Here is an 18325-nt window from a genome sequence, read left to right as displayed (position 1 = left end):
TAAAAAGCGCTAAGTGCGCTTTGTTACTTTATTTTCAAAGTCACTTTTTACGATATCGAGCGCTTTTAATACTTCTTCTGGCTCTACATCGTGTTGCTCTAAAATCATAATTAAATCAACAGCCAGTTTCACGTGTGTAGGAGCTTCTTCTAGTGGGTTACTCATGGAGCGCTTTCTTTTTAGCTATTTGATCAATCGCAAAATTAATGGCAACTTCTACGCGTTGCTGCATATCTAAACGATCTGTTTGAGTTAAATAAAACGCCATATCTACATCGTAACGAATATAGCGGGGTGGTAATTGATTGAGAACGGTGCAGCAAAAGTCAGCCATTACATCGTCGTTGTAACGTTCATTAAGTTTACGTTTTTCTATTTCTTCTAAAACGAGTTTTTCGTAAAAATTGTGTATGTCGTCATCTAATCGCATATTCCTGTCACTCTTTTTTATTGTCTGTAATGAGTCTATACCAAGGATTGTTATAAATCGAGAGTCGCTTTAAATAGTTGCTTATGGACACTAACTAAATTGTTGATGTTACGTTGATAACCGCCACCTAAAGCGCACGTCAGTGGTATGTTTCGCTGCTTACAAAAGTTAAGAACAGCAAAGTCGCGTTTATACACACCAGCTAAGGAAACATCAAATAAGCCGAGTTCGTCTTTGGTATAAATATCGGCGCCCGCATTATATAAAATAATATCGGGCTGGTGCAGACGAACACATAACTCAAGAGCTTGCTCTAGTGTTGTTAAATACTCTGCATCTGTGGTGTTTGCAGGTAAGCCAAAGTCATAGTTTGAGAGCTGTTTTTGCCGAGGAAAGTTTTGTTCACAGTGAATTGAGCAACTAATTATCTGCTCGTGCTGTTGGGTTATTTGCGCGGTACCGTCACCTTGGTGTACGTCACAATCAAATATTAATACAGTGTCGGCTTGCTCTGTTGAAATAAGATGCGCTGCCGCAATGGCTAAATCATTAAAAATACAAAAGCCACTGCCGTAATTGCTGTAAGCATGGTGATAGCCGCCACTTAAATTAACCGCTAAACCACTTTCAAGTGCTGTTTCAGCGGCTTGAATACTGGCACCAACAGAGTAAAGAGTTCGCTCAACAAGTTTATAAGAGTGAGGAAATCCCATTTTCTTCACCGCTTTGTCAGTTAACGACCCGTTTAAAAAGTCAGCAATATAATCTGAGCTATGGCATAAGCTTAACTGCGCTTTAGTTGCTGGCGAAGGCGATATAAACCGCGTATAGCCTAAACGTTCAACTTCATGCTTGAGCTGTTGATACTTTTTAATTGGAAATCGATGGCGCTCAGGGAGCGTTAAAGCAGAGTAGAGAGGGTGATAAAAAAGCTGCATTAGCGTAGCTGTTGTTTTTCTACTTGTTGAATTTTGTCTTCGGTGGCAGAAATTGCTTTTCTACAACGGCCGAGTCGTGCATGAGTAGTTAAAATTTCTTGGTTAAGCTTTTGTGCTTGCGCAGGCGATGCTTTTTCCATTTGCAGTTTACGCTCTTCAATCATCAGTACTAGGCGACGTTCAAATTCATGGTTTTGTTTAAGTTCATCATATAATTCGTGGGATGATTGCATGATTTTTTGCACCGCTTGTTTATAAACAGGCTGTTTAGCACGAGGCTTATAATGACTTTTATTTTCTTTCACCCAAATAGGGGTCGATTTAATAACATTAAATACCGCTTGTACCTGACTGGCAATACGCTCAAGTGCATAGGTGTATGCATGACGGTGTTCGCTCGGTGGTAAGCTGGCTATTTCATCTTCTATTTCTACTACGTAGTCGGCTAAGTTCATACTTTTGGTGCTAAACACGGCTCTGTCAAATAGGCTCGGCTGTGCCTGCATATACCGGTTTTTAGAAAAGAGCTTTGCTTTGTCAAATTGCTCTGCTTGTTGCTTAAGCGTGGCAACTTGTTGGCGTAGTTTGTCTAAAGCAGCAGATTGCATATTAAAAGTATGCCTCGTAAATTAGTTTTAATGCTAAAAGTATAACCATAGTATTAAATACTGGACGAATAAATTTACTGCCAAAACGAATCGCTGAATGTGCGCCAAACCATGCACCAAGCATGATAAAGAAGCCCATTGTAATTCCCAGTAAGAAGTTAACATGGCCAAGTGCAACAAAGGTGATCAGCGAGATAAAGTTAGAAACAAAATTCATTGAACGCGCCAAACCACAATTAAGTAGCAAACTCATTTTATAAAGCATACCGTTTGAGGCAGTCCAAAAAGTTCCCGTTCCAGGCCCAGCTAAACCATCAAAAAAACCTAGGCTTAATCCTTGTAGCCACTGTTTTACTTTTATTGTGCGGGTTAATTTAGGCAGATCATCACTTTGTGTGGTACTTAAATTACCAAACAAGCTGTAGCAAGCCACTAAAATAATAATAATGGGTAAGAGCTTATTTAAAAACTCGATACTTAAATGATCAACAATAAGTGTGCCTAACAAAGCACCTATGGCGGTAGCCATAATAGAAGCAAACCAAAATCGTGGACTAAATAACTGTTTTTTATAATAGGTGATACTGGCCGTTAACGAGCCAAAACTGGCGGCCAATTTATTAGTGCCAAGCGTCAAATGAGGAGGTAATCCCGCCGTTAACAGTGCCGGTACAGTGAGTAAACCACCACCGCCAGCAATAGCATCAATAAAGCCCGCTAAAAGTGCAACGCCACATAAAATAGCCCAAGTTGTTGGGTCGAGTGCAAGTTCAAACATCAGTAATCTATTTGTCTTTTAAAAGGTGGTAAGGTGTCGAGCATGGCTTTGCCATATCGTTTGGTGATTAAGCGTCTATCTAAAATAGTTATTGTGCCAATATCACTTTCTTTGCGCAGCAGTCTACCACAGCTTTGTACCAATTTCTTTGCTGCGTCTGGCACGGTTATCGATAAAAACGGATTACCGCCTTTACTTTGCACAAACTCCGCTTGTGCTTCTTCGATAGGCGAGGTGGGCACCGCAAATGGAATTTTTGTAATAATCAGGTTTTCTAAATATTTACCAGGTAAATCAAGTCCTTCAGAAAGGCTTTGGGTGCCAAATAAAATACTGCCTTTGCCTTCATCAATATTTTTAGTGTGTAATTTGAGTAAAGCTTCTCGTGACATTTCACCTTGTACTAATAAGTTAAATCCTTTTGTTCTAAGAAACTTACTTACATGGTCCATTTGCCAGTAAGAGGCAAATAACACTAAGTTAGCTTTTTTAGTGTTTAGGTATTCGGGTAATGTTTTAGCAATATGATCGCTGAATTCTTTATCTGTTGGCTCTATGCTTGACGTCGGAATACGCAGAGTGGCTTGTTTTGGGTAGTCAAACGGGGAGGGGACTTTAATAAACTTTACCCCTTCTTCTTTAGCAAGGCCACTTTCATAGGCAAAATGATCAAATGAGCCTAGTGCGCTCAAGGTAGCAGAACATAGCACGGCTCCAGCACATTCGCTCCACAGCTTGTCTTTTAAATAGTAACCGACCTCAATGGGGCAGTCGCTAAGCAAGTGATCATGATGGCTTTTATATTCAAGTCGTTTTATCCAACGCGCATGCGGCGTGCCTTCACCTTTAGTGGCGTAACTAAACCATAATTTATTAAGTTGTTCTAACCGGTTTATGTATTGCCCACTTTCAGCCAGAATGGGGTCGGCAACATAAGGTTTAATATCACCGTCGCTTACATCTTGTGTGAGGGTATCGTGCATTTTATTCAAACAGCGTAAAGCATCAAGCGTAGCCTCACTAATGTCTTTTGCCTTAGCGTGTAACGATTTAGGAATTTCACCATGTTCAAAGCGATAGGTATCGTCTTTTGAATATTCAAAATCGGCGTTGTCGAGAATATCGCGGACTACTTTTAAATCTTTGTTAGCATCGTTAACGCTATCGCATAACTTAAAGTTTTGCCCAATACCTTTTTGCCCCACTAACACTTTGGCCATTTTGCCACTAAATTTAGTGAGTTTGTCGAGCCAATCTATCGTGCCTTTTATGGTAGCTGCAGCAGATGAAAAGTCGCGGGTAATATGCGCAAGGTGATGCGCTTCATCGATTACATAAATGGTATTGTCGGGTTCGGGTAAAATTTTTCCGCCCCCTAAATCTAAATCGGCTAACAGTAACGAATGGTTTATAACTAATACATCCATTTGCATTAACTGCTGGCGGGCGAGTTGAAAAGGACATGTTTGGTGTGCTTTCATCTGGCGTTGGCAAGCATGCTTATCGCAAGCAATTAGTCCCCATACCCTATCAGGAATGGTATCAGCCCAGCTGTCTCTATCGCCTTGCCATTTTTTGTTTACATAGGCATCGTAAAGTTGCTTTAAGCACTTAGTTTCCATATCACTTAGTGGTGATGTAAGGGTAGGCATAAACTCCATTTGAGTTTGGCTATCGCTGTTCAGCGCATTATGAAGTTTGTGAGCGCAAATATAACGTTGGCGGCCTTTTACTAAATCAAATTTAAAATCGAGCCCTGAGTGCTTTTTAAAAAACGGCAGTTCTTTAGCGATTAATTGCTCTTGCAAAGCAACAGTAGCCGTAGAAATAACCAGTTTCTTTTTTTGTGCTAATGCCAATGGTAGAGCGCCTAGACAGTAAGCTAATGACTTACCGGTGCCGGTGCCTGCTTCAATAACACAAATACGTTGTTTTTTATGGTATTCACCGGCTAATGTTTTGGCGATTTCAGCAACTAAATAGTTTTGACTACTGCGAGGGCGGTAATCGGTTAGGTTATTTGCAACATGCTGGTGTACTTGTCTAATTGTTTTTTTAAGTGAGCTCGATAGCATGTGATGATTAACCTAAAATATGTATATAATTACAGTGTATATATTAAGTGGGATCGAACATTGACACAAGCAATCTATCAGGGCTTTATTTTATCAAGGCAACAATACGGGGCTAAAAATGCACAAGGTATTACTTTGTGTTACTGGCTAAGCTCTGATCAGGGCCCGATAAAAGTGACGATTGAAAACCAGCAAGCGGTATTCTTCATCCCATTAGCACAGCAGCAGGCAGCGAATACCTTGTTGACTAAGGCGAGTGTTAACGTCCAGTTTAATAATGTTGAGCTTTGTCACTTTAGTGGTAGCGAGTGTGTTGCCTGTTACTTTAACGATATAAAAAGCCTATACACTGCAAGAGCTCTTTTAGAGCAAGTAATGCCAATTTACGAAGCCGATGTGCGCCACAGTGATCGCTTTTTAATGGAGCGCTTTATTAAAGGAGGTGTATGGGTAACCGGTAACGCCAAAGCTCAAAACGGCTTTATTGAAATTAGTGATGCAAAGCTAAAAGCAAACACCGAGTATACGCCAACGCTTAAGTCTGTTTCTTTGGATATAGAATGCAATGGCGACGGGGTGTTATTTAGTGTTGCACTGGTGGGAAATGGTTTAGATTGTGTATTGATGATAGGTGAGCAACAGCTGCAGAGCGACTCGACATTTGAAATAGACTGGTGCTATGACGAAATTAACCTACTCACCAAGCTGCAGCAGTACATTATAAATAATGATCCCGATGTTATTGTTGGTTGGAATGTTATTGATTTTGATTTTAGTTTATTGCAAGAACGCGCTGAGGCGTTAGGGCTTACTCTAAACTTTGGTCGAGATAATCAACCTTTATATATTAATAAGGGTCATTACACCCGATTAACGCTCCCAGGGCGGTGCGTCATTGATGGCATTGATACCTTGAAGAATGCCACTTATAGATTTGACAGCTTTTCGTTAGCTAATGTTGCAGAGCGGGTGCTTAACGAATCTAAATTAATAAAAACTGACAACCGATTAACAGAAATTGTTCGTCAATTTAATGAAGACAAGCTAGCTCTTGCTGCCTACAACCGTCAAGACTGTATTTTGGTTAATCAAATTTTCGAAAAATTAAAGTTATTTGAATTTGCCATAGTTAGAACTCAAATCACTGGGCTCGAACTTGAACGCATGGGTGGATCAGTTGCCGCATTTACAAACTTATACTTACCGTTATTACACCGCAGTGGTTATATTGCCCCCAATTTAGGCGATCATGGGCTCTCATTTGAGAGCCCAGGTGGCTATGTGATGGAGTCGACACCAGGGCTGTATAAAAACGTTTTGGTATTGGATTTCAAAAGCTTATATCCTTCAATTATGCGTACGTTTTGTATTGACCCGCTAGGTTTAATCGTAGGGCTAAATGAGCCAGAACAAGCAGTTGAAGGATTTAATCAGGCATTATTTTCAAGAACGCAGCACCACCTGCCTAAATTAATTGAGCACCTGACACAAACTCGCCAACAAGCCAAAGACACTAATCAACCCATGCTCTCGCAAGCGATTAAAATTATTATGAATAGTTTATATGGTGTACTCGGCTCAAAAGGCTGTCGGTTTTACGACCCGCGCTTATCGAGTTCTATCACTTTACGTGGCCATGAAATAATGCAAACAACCCGTAAATGGATAGAAGTGCAAGGCTTTGAGGTGATATATGGTGATACCGACTCTACGTTTGTAAAACTTAGTGAAGATAAAAGCCCTGAGCAATGTAACGAAATTGGCTGCCAACTTGTTCGACATATCAACGAAAAGTGGCAAGTAGAATTAAAGCAGCGTTATGACTTAAAAAGCTATTTGGAAATTGAATTTGAAACCCATTACAGTCCGTTTTTTATGCCAACTATACGAGGTAAAAAAACAGGTTCTAAAAAACGTTATGTGGGGCAAGTAACTAAAAATAATGAGAAAAAACTTGTATTTAAAGGTATGGAAACAGTACGTAGCGATTGGACTGAGTTTGCACAAGAGTTTCAAACACAGTTATTCGAGACATTATTTACCGACAACTTCGAAATACAGCAACTGCACGATATTATAAATAGCTACACTCAAAAGCTTTATAATGGTGAGTTTGACCGTAAATTAGTATATAGAAAGCGTTTAGGGCAGCACCTTAACGATTATATTAAAAATATCCCACCTCACGTTCAAGCAGTTAAAAAACACAAAGCGAGCCATCCTGAGTTTGAAATAAAACGCGGGCAAGTAATCGAATATGTTTACGCAATAACTGGCGCCGAACTTTATACTGGTAAAAATATCCTTAATTACCCCCTATACATTCAAAGACAGCTTGAACCCGTAGCGCAAATGATATTAAGCGCTTTAAACACATCAACTGAATCTACTCAAGCTACATTATTTTAACTTAGCTATGAGAAAAATAGGTGCTTTGTAGGTTTTTTCGATTATAAGTTCCTATTTCGCATAAAAATTGTAAATTTTAAAGTTAACATTTGTGATCATGATTACAGAATTGTTTTAAATCACTACAAAATAAAAATCTAACATAAATTAATAATTGCCATTTAAATCAATTATTTATCTTTTTGTTTTTAGGTTGTTTCTAAATCAAATCCAAAAAAAAGCTTAAAAAGCGAACCAAATAAACTTAAAAATGATAACGAGACGTCACTTAAAGTGTTTTTAAGGTTAATTTAATGTTGACCGTGTTGTGGTCAAAGTATTATCATCTAGGGCATGATCACAATTTAATTAACAAAAGTGGTCAAAAATAAAAAAACAAATAGTATTCTAGGGAGAATCAAATGTTAAATAACAAAGTTTCAAAAGCAGTTCGTTTAGCGATCGCTTTTGGTGCAGCTTCTACTGCTGCTTTCTCAGCAAGCACAATTGCTGCAGAAGAAGGCGCTGAAAAAGTTGAACGTATTCAGGTTACAGGTTCACGTATCAAGCGTACTGATATAGAAACTACGGTTCCAATTACTACAATTGGTCGTTCAGATATAGTAGCAATGGGTGCTATCAATGTTTCTGATATCTTAAATCAGTCTCCAGTAACAATTGCTGGTGCAGACCAATCTAATTCATCATTTAGCACTTCTGGTGTTGGTCTAAATACAACATCGCTTCGTAACCTTGGTGAGTCAAGAACACTTGTATTAGTTAATGGTCGTCGATTTGTATCTGGCCGTTCGCCTTCTAGTGGTTACGCAGTAGATTTAAACTCTATTCCAGCATCTATGATTGAGCGCATTGATATCCTTAAAAGCGCATCTTCAGCGGTTTATGGTACTGATGCTGTTGCTGGTGTAGTTAATATTATTACCCGTAACAATGTTGAAGGTGTTGAAGTTAATGCACAAACTGGTATTTCATCTGAGGGTGACCGCGAAAAGTATTCATTAAGCTTAACCGCTGGTAACAGCTGGAGCACAGGTAATGTAACAGCATCTTTTGGTTACGATGATGATAAAGGCCTAAAGCCTGCAGACCGTGCTTTTTCAGAGTTTGACGAAGCGATATTACTTGATGAAAATGGTAATGAGTACGTAGACAAAGTATTCTCATCTTACCCTCCTCAAGGACGTATTGGTAGTTTTAATGGTGATGGTACACCTTATCAAGGACTTGCAGGTGGTGAAGCCTTTAACCGTGCAGCTTTTCGCCAGCTTGTAACACCATTAGAAAGAAAATATGCAGCTCTAAATATCAAGCAAGATATTAATGATGAGGTTCAATTTTTTGCTGAAATGAACTGGAACTCTTCAAAAACTTATGGTTCAACAATTGAACCAACTCCATTCGCTACTAATGATGTGTTTATTCCAGAACGAGGTGGTGTAGGCGGGATCAAGCTAAGTAACCCAATGATTCCTGATTTGTTACGTCAAAACTTAATGGCTGCTAACCCTGATTTAACTATGGATGATAATATCCCTAATCTGGTTCGCCGTATGGTTGAGTTTGGTCCTCGTTCTACAGATTTAGAGCGTGATACAATCCGTATCGCAACTGGCTTTGACTGGTTTATAAATGATGACTGGTCTTTGAATACTTATGTTTCTTGGGGTAAAACAGACCAACGTCAAGACAGCGGTGGTCAAGTTAATATCGAGAGAGCAGCCAAAGCATTTGACGTTGTAGAGAATGCAGATGGCACACTACAATGTGCTGACGACCTTGCTATTTTACAGGGCTGTGTACCGCTTAATTTGTTCGGCGCTGGTACAGTATCTCAAGAAGCAGTTGATTATATTAAAGTGCCTGCAAAAATCGCTGGTCAAACTGAACAATTTATTGTTTCAGCATCACTTGTTGGTCAATTACCAATCGAGCTTCCTGGTGGTTTTGTAGGAGTTGCATTTGGTGCAGAGCACCGTTTTGAAAGTGGTTTCTTTAACCCTGGTGATTTAGCTCAAACGGGTGCTTCTAGTACTAATAAGTCGTTACCAACAGATGGTAGTTACTACTCAAATGATTACTACGCTGAAACAATTCTACCAATACTTGACAACCTTGAAGTTGACTTAGCTGCTCGCTATTCAGACCATGAAATTGTTGGCGGTCAGACAACATGGAATGCTGGTATTCAGTACTCTCCATTAGATACGCTTAAATTCCGTGCTTCTGCTGCAACAGCAATCCGCACACCTAATATTGCAGATTTATTCGGTGGTCGAAGTGAGACTTTTGCTGGTGTAACAGATCCGTGTAGCGGCGTTACTGCTTCTGACACAGGTAATGCAGCTCAAAACTGTTTGTCAATTCCTGAAGTTGCCGCGCGTGTAGCAGCTGATGGAAAATTTGAGCTTACACAGATCGAAGCTCAAAGCGCTGGTGGTTTTATTGGCGGTAACGAGAATGTTAAAGAAGAAACTGCTGACACATACAGTGTAGGTGTTGTTTGGCAGATGACAGAAGAGCTTTCTTTAACTGTTGATTATTATGATATTTCAGTAGAAGATGCAATATCAAGTACTAGTCGTACTACTGTACTTAATCGTTGTTTTGATGTTAGTTCAGCTAACTTTGACCCATCTTGTGGTGGTAACGCATTACGTGATGCGAACGGTGCATTAGTAGAAGTTAATTCAGGTACTGGTAACGAAAATAACATCGAAACTTCAGGCGTAGATATTGAATTAGCATACAAATTAGATACAGAGTATGGTGCTTTTGGAGCTAACTTAATTTGGAACCACTTAAGCAAATACGATACTACAGGTATTGAAAGTGGCGAAACAGTTGAATACGCTGGTGAGGTACTTACACCAGATAACAGAGCTAACCTAAACCTAACTTATGGCATGGAAGATTTAAATGTTTCTTGGCGTATGCGCTACTGGGATCGCTCAGTAGATAGTGTTGAAGGTGCTAACTTTAACTACACTGATTTTACACCGTTAGAGAAGTATAATAACTTCCCATCTGTTGTTTATCATGATGTATCAGCAGGTTATAACTTTACTGATAACACAAGTGTTACATTAACTGTTCGTAACTTATTCGATAAGCAACCACCAGTTGCGAACCAAAGTTCATCAAATGGCGGCACTGGTATTAATACAGTATCAGAAGCTTATGATGTAACAGGTCGTTATTTACAGTTGAACTTTACTACTAAGTTCTAATTTAAGTACAACATATTAAAAAGCCACGGTATACCGTGGCTTTTTTTTTAGTTTTTCCCAAATTTTTTGCTAATATCCATTTTTTGATCATCCTAGACTTATGACCTACACCCTCAGACCCTACCAGAGCGAAGCGGTTGAACGTACCGTTTTACATTTTAGAAAAACTAACGAACCTGCTGTTATTGTATTGCCTACGGGGGCGGGTAAAAGTTTAGTGATAGCTGAGCTTGCGCGTATTGCTAAACAAAAAATATTGGTATTGGCGCACGTAAAAGAATTAGTGGAGCAAAATGCTCAAAAATATAAAAGCTTTGGCTTGCAAGCGAGTATATTTTCCGCAGGACTCAAAGAGAAGTCGTTAACTCACCAAGTTACCTTTGCCAGTGTGCAGTCGTTATCGCGCAATCTAAATAAACTTAATGAGCACTACTCATTACTTATTATTGATGAGTGTCACAGAGTAAATGGCGAAAAGAAAAGCCAATACGGAAAAGTTATTAATGCACTTAAATCTCACAACTCTGAATTAAAAGTATTAGGTTTAACCGCGACGCCTTACCGACTAGGGCTAGGCTGGATTTATCAGCATCATTACCATGGCTTTGTGCGTGGTAATAAGGAAAGCCCATTCAAACGCTGTATTTTTGAATTACCTTTGCGTTATATGATCAAGCATAACTACTTAACTCCCCCTAAAGAGGTTGATGCTGCAATTAGCCATTATGATTTTTCATCTTTAACTAGCAATGCATTTGGGCAGTATAGTAATGAGGATATGAATGCGCTGTTAAAAAAATCGACCCGTGCAACTCAAACAATTCTGCAGCAGGTTATTCAATATAGTGAGAACCGCCATGGCGTGATGATATTTGCTGCTACGGTTATGCATGCACAAGAGATAATGACTTATTTACCCGAGGATGAAAGTGCGCTGATCACCGGAGATACTCCCAATAGCGAACGCGATAAAATAATTAAACAATTCAAAGCTAAAAAAGTAAAGTATTTAGTGAATATATCGGTTCTTACTACCGGCTTTGATGCACCCCATGTAGATTTTATTGCTATTTTACGGCCCACAGAGTCAGTAAGTTTATACCAGCAAATTGTCGGTAGAGGTTTAAGGTTGGCTGAGGGTAAAGATGATTGTTTAGTAATTGACTATGCGGGCAATGGCTTTGATTTATTTTACCCAGAGGTTGGTGATAAAAAAGGCGATAGCGATAATGAACCCGTGCAAGTGCTGTGTCCTGGGTGTGGCTTTGCCAATATATTTTGGGGTAAAACAGAGGCTGATGGCAAAGTAATCGAGCACTTTGGTAGGCGTTGCCAAGGCTTATTAGAAGACGATAATGGGGTAAGCGAGCAATGCGATTATCGTTTTCGTTTTAAAGAGTGTGAGCAGTGCGGCGCACAAAATGATATTGCTGCTCGAAAATGCCATGATTGTGGTGCTGTGATGGCCGATCCTGATGATAAGCTTCGTAATGCGTTAAATCTTAAAGATGCATTAGTCCTTCGTTGTAGTGGCTTGAGTGTGACTAAACTTAAAGAGCAATTGTTAAAAGTTACTTATTTTGATGAAGACGGAGCCAGTTGTGATGAAGTTTTTGATTTAGCAAACAAAGGATCACAGTATTACTTTAATAAGCAATTTGGTAAGCGTGTAGGGCAGGGACAGTCACCAATTGAATTTATCAGTGCAGAGCAAGTTATAAAAGCCCAGTTTGATTTAATACCACCGGATTTTGTGATTGCTCGAAAAAGTAAAAAGTATGGCTGGAAAGTGGCAGATAAACTTTTTGATTATAAAGGCAGCTTTAGAAAAGCAAACCAGCTAAGCCGATAGGCTAAGCTGGATATCTCATTCATCATGAAATTAGGGTTATACTTCTTCTGCGTCTAATCCCCAACCATCGCCATAACCATTTAAGCTATTAGCGATACTTTCAATATATTGTTCTGCTTGGCCTAAAAGTGCATGCTCTGGAACCATTTGTACATGGGCTATTACCTCCCAAACACCGGTATCTTTACATTTCTCAACATCAGCAGTTTGCACTAATGCATCGTTTACAATCTCAGTTGCAAATTTTTCGGCATCAGCCTGTTGTTCAAATAAAATGTAAAAATCAATTTGTTGCATTTTACTTAAATCTACACCGGCGGCGGAAATTTCAGCAAGAAGCTGGCCATTATCATCATCAGGAAATTGCATTTAAAACTCATAAAATTAGTGTTTACTCATTAGCGCTATTGTAACCAAAATAAATCATTAAAGCGCAAGAATTTTTAGTTAACCTCAAAGCGATTTAAAAGGTTCGTATAGAGCCAGTTAATATTTTAGGCACTGATAATGATTAAGTTAATGTTAGGCTCATTATCGCTATGCTATTATTCTGTCGTTAGTTTGTTGTTTTTTATGGGTACATAGTAAGGATGATTACTTGTTCAATCAGTTTTTAAAATCCGTTATTTGTTTTTGCTTATTTGTGAGCTTTTTCACTATTGCAGCTGACAATACAATTGAAGATTATGAAATAAAAGGAATTAGTGGAGAGTTAGAAAACAACGTTGCTCTTTATTTAAAACCCTTAGTGGGTGAAAAATCAACACGCTCACTGCGTCGATACGCTAAAACGCAAGTTAAGGATAGCTTAAAGGCATTAGGGTATTACAGTCCAAATGTGACTATTGAATTTAATAAAGATGAGCGCGAACTCGTTGCGACTATTGAGCGCGGCTCTGCAACCCGTATAGAGACGCTTAATATTAGCGTTAACGGGGAAGCTAAACATGACCCATTAATTCAGCAAGTTATTGAAAGTTTAAAGTTAAAGCAAGGCGACATTTTAAATCATGGAATGTATAGCGCAGCCTATAAAAAAATCGAATCCGTTTTGTTAGAACATGGTTACTTTGACGCCAAATGGCCTGCCCGAAAATTTGAAGTGTCACTAAAAAAACACAGCGCTATTATTACCTTCACCATTGAAAGTGGTATACGTTATCGTTTTGGCGATGTGTTAATTACCAATCAAAGCCCCGCAGAAAAATACATTCTCTCTTTAGCCCCGTTTAAAAGAAGTGAGCACTATAAAGCATCTAAGATTGCTGACTATAACCTAGATTTATCGAGTACTCCTTATTTTACTAGCGTGCGTGTTTACGCTGATATTTCAGCTAGAAAAAATAGCCAAGTACCTATAAAAGTCGACGTATTACATAAGCCCGCGAATAGCTACGAAATTGGAGGCGGGTTCAATACCGAGCTGGGCCCAAAGGTACGGTTTAAATGGAGTAAACCGTGGATCACGGAGCAGGGACACTACCTAGAAAGCAATCTAAATATTGCAAAAAAACAACAAGATATTTCTATGGCTTATACTATCCCTGTTAATAATCCTAATGATGATTTATGGCGTTTATCAGCAGGTTATAAACTTGAGGATGAATTAGCCGACGATATTTACAGTGAAATTTTAACCGCACAACTACAAAGGCAATGGCTTACCGAACAAAAATGGATTAGAACTGCATTTATCAGACGCGAGCAAGAAACCTATCGGTTTGGCGACGGGGTAGAGCGCACTACAGAAATGTTATTACCAGGTGTCAGTTACGCCCGAAAGCAATCGAAAGGGGGCACCACCCCTTATTCGGGAGAGCAATGGTCTATTTCGGCAGAGTTTGGCCTCGATAGTGTGCTCTCTAGTACCAATATTGTTAGGGTGCAATTACAGCATGCATGGCTGCGAACTTACCTTAATAAACACCTTGTGTTTTTAAAAGCAAACGTAGGAGCCATGTTAGTTGACGACATTAATAATGTTCCATATTCATTAAGATTTTATGCTGGTGGCGATCAAAGTGTGCGTGGCTTTGCTTATCAATCAATCTCACCAGAAAATGATAATGGCGATCGCATCGGTGGTAAATATTTGATCGCGACGACAGCTGAATATAATTATCAATTTGCCAAAAACTGGCGAGCAGCCTTGTTTGTTGATGGGGGGACGGCAACCAATGATTTTTCTGAGCAATTTGAAGTTGGTGCAGGTTTTGGTTTTCGTTATTTAACGCCTATAGGGCCAATAAGAATAGATCATGCGTGGGGGCTCACTAAAGAAAGCAAAAGCACTCGTTTAAGTATTACCATAGGGCCGGAAATTTAATGTCTGTATTTAAAAAAGTCACTGCAGCACTTAGCACCTTAGTTGTTGCTGTATTAGTGACATTGTTTTGTGTTGTTTTTACAGCTCCTGGTAACCAGCTAATTGCTTATAGCGCCAATAAGTTAGTTGACGGCTTAAAAATTGAAATAAAAAACGGGCGTTTTTTATATAATGATGCGTTTAATTTGCGCTTTGAGCGTGACGGTTTATTACTTGATGCTCAGCAGCTTAAACTAGATTTATTTTGGTGGCACTGCGATGGTATGTGTATTGATAACTTAAGTGCTCGGTCTATAAAACTAAATTTACCAGCATCGTCATCTAATTCTCCTGATACATCTAGCGAACCGCTGGAACAAATCAGTTTGCCATTTAATATTGCACTTAAGCGTTTATCGGTCACTGAGTTTGTGTTAAATCACACAAGTGCAAACGTAGTTGTTAATAATGTGGAGATTGCTGCAAAGGCACAAGGTGCTGATATTAAAGTTAAAAGAGTGAACATTCCGAGTGTTTTAATCGCGTTAAAAGAGCAGCCTGGAGAAAATACAGCCAGTTCTACCCCAATTACTGAGTTACCAGCATTACCTAATATCGCATTTATGTCGCCACTCAATATTTACCTAGAACAGTTTAATATTGCGCAGTTCACGGTAAAGCAGGGCGAACAGCAAAATGTGGTAAATAATATTGCGCTACAAATGAAGCTAATAGGTTCTGAGATTAACGTTGCTTCATTGTCTGCAAATTATCAGCAGTGGCAGCTTAATACTGCAGTTAACGCAAAGCTCAAAGGCCGCTTACCAATTAATGGTGATATCAGTCTAAAAGGGCATGGTTATGATGCCAATATGCAAATAGGCGGAGACTTAGAAAAGCTCAATGTAGATATAAAAAGCAGTGAATCATTTCCTTTTGAACTAGCTGTTACGGCTAATCTTAAACAACCAAATTATCCATTTAGTGTTAATGGCGGTCTAGAGCAGTGGATCATCGAAACAGCAAGTAAAGAGTTAAAGATAACCGACGTAAAATTAATCGCACAAGGCAATGCTAACGATTATCAATTATCGTTATTTGGTAATAGTCAGTTAGGTGCTTATCCAACTGTGAATTTTAACAGTCAAATTAATGGCTCACTGAGCGATGCAAACTTAAAAAATTTAGCTCTTAAAGCGAATGAGAGCCAAGCTACTATCCAAGCGAATATCGATTGGCAAAATGGGTTTAGTGCTAACTTTAGCGGCGCGCTATCGAGTTTAAAAGCGCAATACCTCACTGACACACTTACCAGTGATATTTCAGGTCAATTTAAAGGGGCATTTGTTTCCAGTTCAAATAGCTGGAAATTAAGTATGGATGACACTCAATTAAGCGGATTACTAAATGATGTACCACTTAATTTTGCTGCTCAATTTAACTTAAATGATGAACTTAAAGCCACTGTAAATAAATTTAACCTTAGCAGCGGCACAAATAGGTTAACCTTAACCGGCGAAGTTGATCAGCAATGGCAGATTAATGGGGCTATTGCGCTGCAAAGTAATGATGATGCAAAGCTTCCGTTTATTGCTAACGGTAAAGCCGATTTAAGTATAAGAGGCGAGCGGTTGACGCCTGCAGTTGATTTAGCGTTAAAGCTAGAGCAGTTTATTTATGACGAAATTAATATTAATAAGTTGGCGTTAAAAGCACAGTTAGACACCGCTACCGATTGGCAAACAGATATCAGCGTTAGTCTTGATTCAGCGCGTGTTATGAATCATCAAATTAATAAAGTGGAAATAGTCGGCAGTGGTGATAAAACCGATCATCAATTGAGTGCATCTATTGATGCTGATGCTGGGGCTGCCTCGTTTGAACTAAATGGCAAACTTGCTAACGCGATTTGGCAAGGTGAACTCAGTAATATTAGTGTAAGTGATAAAACGCTTAGCTTTGAAAATGCTAAAGATATAGCCGTAATTATAGATTCGAAAACGGGCGACTTTGATGTGAGTGCGCATTGTTGGCAATCGAGTAATAGTAAGTTATGTATTGATAGATTGAATCAAACCCGCGAATTAGGCCAGCTTAACGTAAAACTGGCCAATCTTGCATTGCGAGAGCTAAAACATTGGTTACCAGAGAATGTAATAACACGTGGTGATATAGCGGGAGACTTTGCTGCTAATTGGCAAGCAGGCACACTTAAAACTCTACGCGCTAATTTAAATTCATCAGGGCTTAACGCGGTACTTATTAACGAAGAAGATCGATTTAAGCTACCTATAGAAACGCTAAACATAAGCGCTTTTTCTGATGCTAAGGTTGGCCAAATAGAAGCTAATATAGAATCGAGTGTTTTGGGTAAAGTAACGACTAAAGTTAATATTGATGATATTCAAAATAAGCAAACGCTTAACGGTAATATTCAAATTGATAAAATTTTATTGTCTGATATACAGCCATTTTTAAATACGTTCGAGCAGCTTAATGGCGCCATTCGTGGGCAAGTTGCATTAGCAGGCACACTTAAAGATCCCTTGTTAGAGGGAAATTTAAATATTGAGAATATCAACCTAGAAGGTGAGCAACTGCCTGTAGCTCTTAAAAACTCCAATATAAATGTGGCGTTTAATAAGTCTACCGCCACCATTGAAGGAGATTTAAATGACCCTCAAGGCGGACAGGTAAAATTAACGGGGAATGTTGATTGGCAAGGTGAACAACCAGCTGTAAATATGAATGTAGTCGGCAGTGAGTTTTTTGTAAGAGCGCAACAAGGCGTGGTGTTTAAAGTATCACCAGAGTTAAAAATAAGTTTAGCTGACAATGCACTTAAGCTGGCAGGTGATGTTGTAGTGCCTTATGGTCGAATAGAAATTGAAGAGCTGCCAGAGGGGGCTGTACAGGTTAGTGATGATGAAATAATTTTGGATCAAACTACGCAAAATACTAAAAAAGCCCCATTTAACTATGATATTGATTTAAAAGTAACGGTTAAAAATGATGTCAGAGTAGCCTCATTTGGACTTGAGTCTAAAGTAGTGGGTGATATGGATATCAAAATGAGCCAAGACTCACCCATTATTGCCATTGGTGAGCTTAATTTAATTGAAGGAACTTACTTGGCATTTGGTCAAGACTTAATAATTAGAACCGGGCAAATTGGTTTCAGTGGCGCAATAGATAAGCCTCATTTAAATATTAAAGCTATTCGCAACCCAAATAATACCGCCGATGGTGTTATTGCAGGTGTTACTTTAACTGGCAGTGTTGAGCAGCCAAATTTAAAAGTATTTTCAGAGCCGGGCATGGACCAAGCACAAGCCCTAGCGTATTTGCTGAATGGTCAACCATTAGGGGAGGGCGACAGTTCAACGGATGCAATGTTAACTCAATTACTACTTTCTCAAGGAGTGAGCCGAAGCGAAAGCTTAGTGTCTAAAGTCGGTGAATCGTTTGGCTTGTCAGATGTCAGTTTAAGCTCTAAAGGTAGTGGCGAGCAAACAAAGGTAGAAATATCAGGTTATTTAGCACCGAGTTTGCAGGTTAAATATAGCGTGGGGGTATTTGAGTCGCTCAGTGAAGTGGCAGTGCGTTATCAGCTAATGTCGAAGTTATATATAGAAATAACCAGTGGCCTGTATCAAAATGTCGACATACTGTATAAATTCAATTGGGATTAACCTTTATCTAC

General features: G+C 39.1%; 12 protein-coding genes. 5 read left to right on the top strand and 7 right to left on the bottom strand.

Going from position 1 to position 18325, the window contains the following annotated elements; all coding sequences use genetic code 11:
- Positions 1-9: 9 nt before the first annotated feature.
- Genes FLM54_RS10355 through dinG form a run of 6 tightly spaced genes read right to left on the bottom strand, consistent with a single transcriptional unit; the run spans position 10 to position 4829 of the window.
- On the bottom strand, positions 10-165 hold the full coding sequence (locus tag FLM54_RS10355) for a YbaM family protein (protein ID WP_138605011.1): 156 nt from the start codon (positions 163-165) through the stop codon (positions 10-12).
- The gene (locus tag FLM54_RS10350) at positions 158-430 is read right to left on the bottom strand and encodes a late competence development ComFB family protein (protein ID WP_138605010.1); all 273 of its coding nucleotides are present in this window, start codon (positions 428-430) and stop codon (positions 158-160) included. Before FLM54_RS10350 ends, FLM54_RS10355 begins: the two co-directional genes overlap by 8 nt.
- 50 nt (positions 431-480) lie before the next feature.
- The gene (locus FLM54_RS10345; protein WP_178956323.1) at positions 481-1368 is read right to left on the bottom strand and encodes a histone deacetylase; all 888 of its coding nucleotides are present in this window, start codon (positions 1366-1368) and stop codon (positions 481-483) included.
- The gene (locus FLM54_RS10340; protein WP_054202432.1) at positions 1368-1976 is read right to left on the bottom strand and encodes a primosomal replication protein; all 609 of its coding nucleotides are present in this window, start codon (positions 1974-1976) and stop codon (positions 1368-1370) included. The genes FLM54_RS10345 and FLM54_RS10340 overlap by 1 nt, the downstream gene beginning before the upstream one ends.
- A gap of 1 nt (position 1977) precedes the next feature.
- Positions 1978-2754 carry a TSUP family transporter gene (locus FLM54_RS10335; RefSeq protein ID WP_138764511.1) on the bottom strand — a complete coding sequence of 259 codons (777 nt, stop codon included), beginning with the start codon at positions 2752-2754 and terminating at the stop codon, positions 1978-1980.
- On the bottom strand, positions 2754-4829 hold the full coding sequence (gene dinG / locus FLM54_RS10330; RefSeq protein ID WP_054202434.1) for an ATP-dependent DNA helicase DinG: 2076 nt from the start codon (positions 4827-4829) through the stop codon (positions 2754-2756). Before dinG ends, FLM54_RS10335 begins: the two co-directional genes overlap by 1 nt.
- A 60-nt stretch (positions 4830-4889) precedes the next feature.
- Here dinG and FLM54_RS10325 point away from each other — a divergent pair, with 60 nt between their 5' ends.
- From FLM54_RS10325 to FLM54_RS10315, 3 genes are all read left to right on the top strand, one after another.
- Positions 4890-7238 (top strand): DNA polymerase II, encoded by a 2349-nt coding sequence (locus tag FLM54_RS10325; RefSeq protein ID WP_178956322.1) that lies wholly within the window; start codon positions 4890-4892, stop codon positions 7236-7238.
- A 401-nt stretch (positions 7239-7639) separates the two neighbouring features.
- Positions 7640-10465 carry a TonB-dependent receptor domain-containing protein gene (locus FLM54_RS10320; protein WP_178956321.1) on the top strand — a complete coding sequence of 942 codons (2826 nt, stop codon included), beginning with the start codon at positions 7640-7642 and terminating at the stop codon, positions 10463-10465.
- Between the two features lie 100 nt (positions 10466-10565).
- A complete protein-coding gene (locus FLM54_RS10315; protein WP_178956320.1) occupies positions 10566-12317 on the top strand; it encodes a DEAD/DEAH box helicase in 1752 nt (583 codons plus the stop codon).
- A gap of 36 nt (positions 12318-12353) precedes the next feature.
- Here FLM54_RS10315 and FLM54_RS10310 read toward each other — a convergent pair whose 3' ends face one another.
- Complete coding sequence (locus tag FLM54_RS10310) at positions 12354-12686, bottom strand: ribonuclease E inhibitor RraB (RefSeq protein WP_010388233.1); 333 nt, start codon at positions 12684-12686, stop codon at positions 12354-12356.
- Between the two features lie 229 nt (positions 12687-12915).
- Here FLM54_RS10310 and FLM54_RS10305 point away from each other — a divergent pair, with 229 nt between their 5' ends.
- Entirely contained in the window at positions 12916-14643 is a 1728-nt protein-coding gene (locus FLM54_RS10305) for an autotransporter assembly complex protein TamA (protein ID WP_178956319.1), read from the top strand.
- Positions 14643-18314: a translocation/assembly module TamB domain-containing protein gene (locus tag FLM54_RS10300; protein WP_178956318.1), complete on the top strand. Its 3672-nt coding sequence runs from the start codon at positions 14643-14645 to the stop codon at positions 18312-18314. The genes FLM54_RS10305 and FLM54_RS10300 overlap by 1 nt, the downstream gene beginning before the upstream one ends.
- The last annotated feature ends 11 nt before the right edge of the window (positions 18315-18325 follow it).

This window comes from Pseudoalteromonas sp. Scap25 (genome assembly GCF_013394125.1).
In the GTDB taxonomy this organism is placed as follows: domain Bacteria; phylum Pseudomonadota; class Gammaproteobacteria; order Enterobacterales; family Alteromonadaceae; genus Pseudoalteromonas.
Note: the sequence above shows the minus strand (reverse complement) of the source record. Positions and strands in the feature narration are given on the sequence as shown.

What these genes read in the sequence shown, in the direction of transcription:
- FLM54_RS10350 (WP_138605010.1), bottom strand. Translation starts at nt 430, where the DNA reads ATGCGATTAGATGACGACATACACAATTTTTACGAAAAACTCGTTTTA.
- FLM54_RS10355 (WP_138605011.1), bottom strand. Translation starts at nt 165, where the DNA reads ATGAGTAACCCACTAGAAGAAGCTCCTACACACGTGAAACTGGCTGTT.
- FLM54_RS10310 (WP_010388233.1), bottom strand. Translation starts at nt 12,686, where the DNA reads ATGCAATTTCCTGATGATGATAATGGCCAGCTTCTTGCTGAAATTTCC.
- FLM54_RS10300 (WP_178956318.1), top strand. Translation starts at nt 14,643, where the DNA reads ATGTCTGTATTTAAAAAAGTCACTGCAGCACTTAGCACCTTAGTTGTT.
- FLM54_RS10340 (WP_054202432.1), bottom strand. Translation starts at nt 1,976, where the DNA reads ATGCAATCTGCTGCTTTAGACAAACTACGCCAACAAGTTGCCACGCTT.
- FLM54_RS10320 (WP_178956321.1), top strand. Translation starts at nt 7,640, where the DNA reads ATGTTAAATAACAAAGTTTCAAAAGCAGTTCGTTTAGCGATCGCTTTT.
- FLM54_RS10345 (WP_178956323.1), bottom strand. Translation starts at nt 1,368, where the DNA reads ATGCAGCTTTTTTATCACCCTCTCTACTCTGCTTTAACGCTCCCTGAG.
- dinG (WP_054202434.1), bottom strand. Translation starts at nt 4,829, where the DNA reads ATGCTATCGAGCTCACTTAAAAAAACAATTAGACAAGTACACCAGCAT.
- FLM54_RS10335 (WP_138764511.1), bottom strand. Translation starts at nt 2,754, where the DNA reads ATGTTTGAACTTGCACTCGACCCAACAACTTGGGCTATTTTATGTGGC.
- FLM54_RS10315 (WP_178956320.1), top strand. Translation starts at nt 10,566, where the DNA reads ATGACCTACACCCTCAGACCCTACCAGAGCGAAGCGGTTGAACGTACC.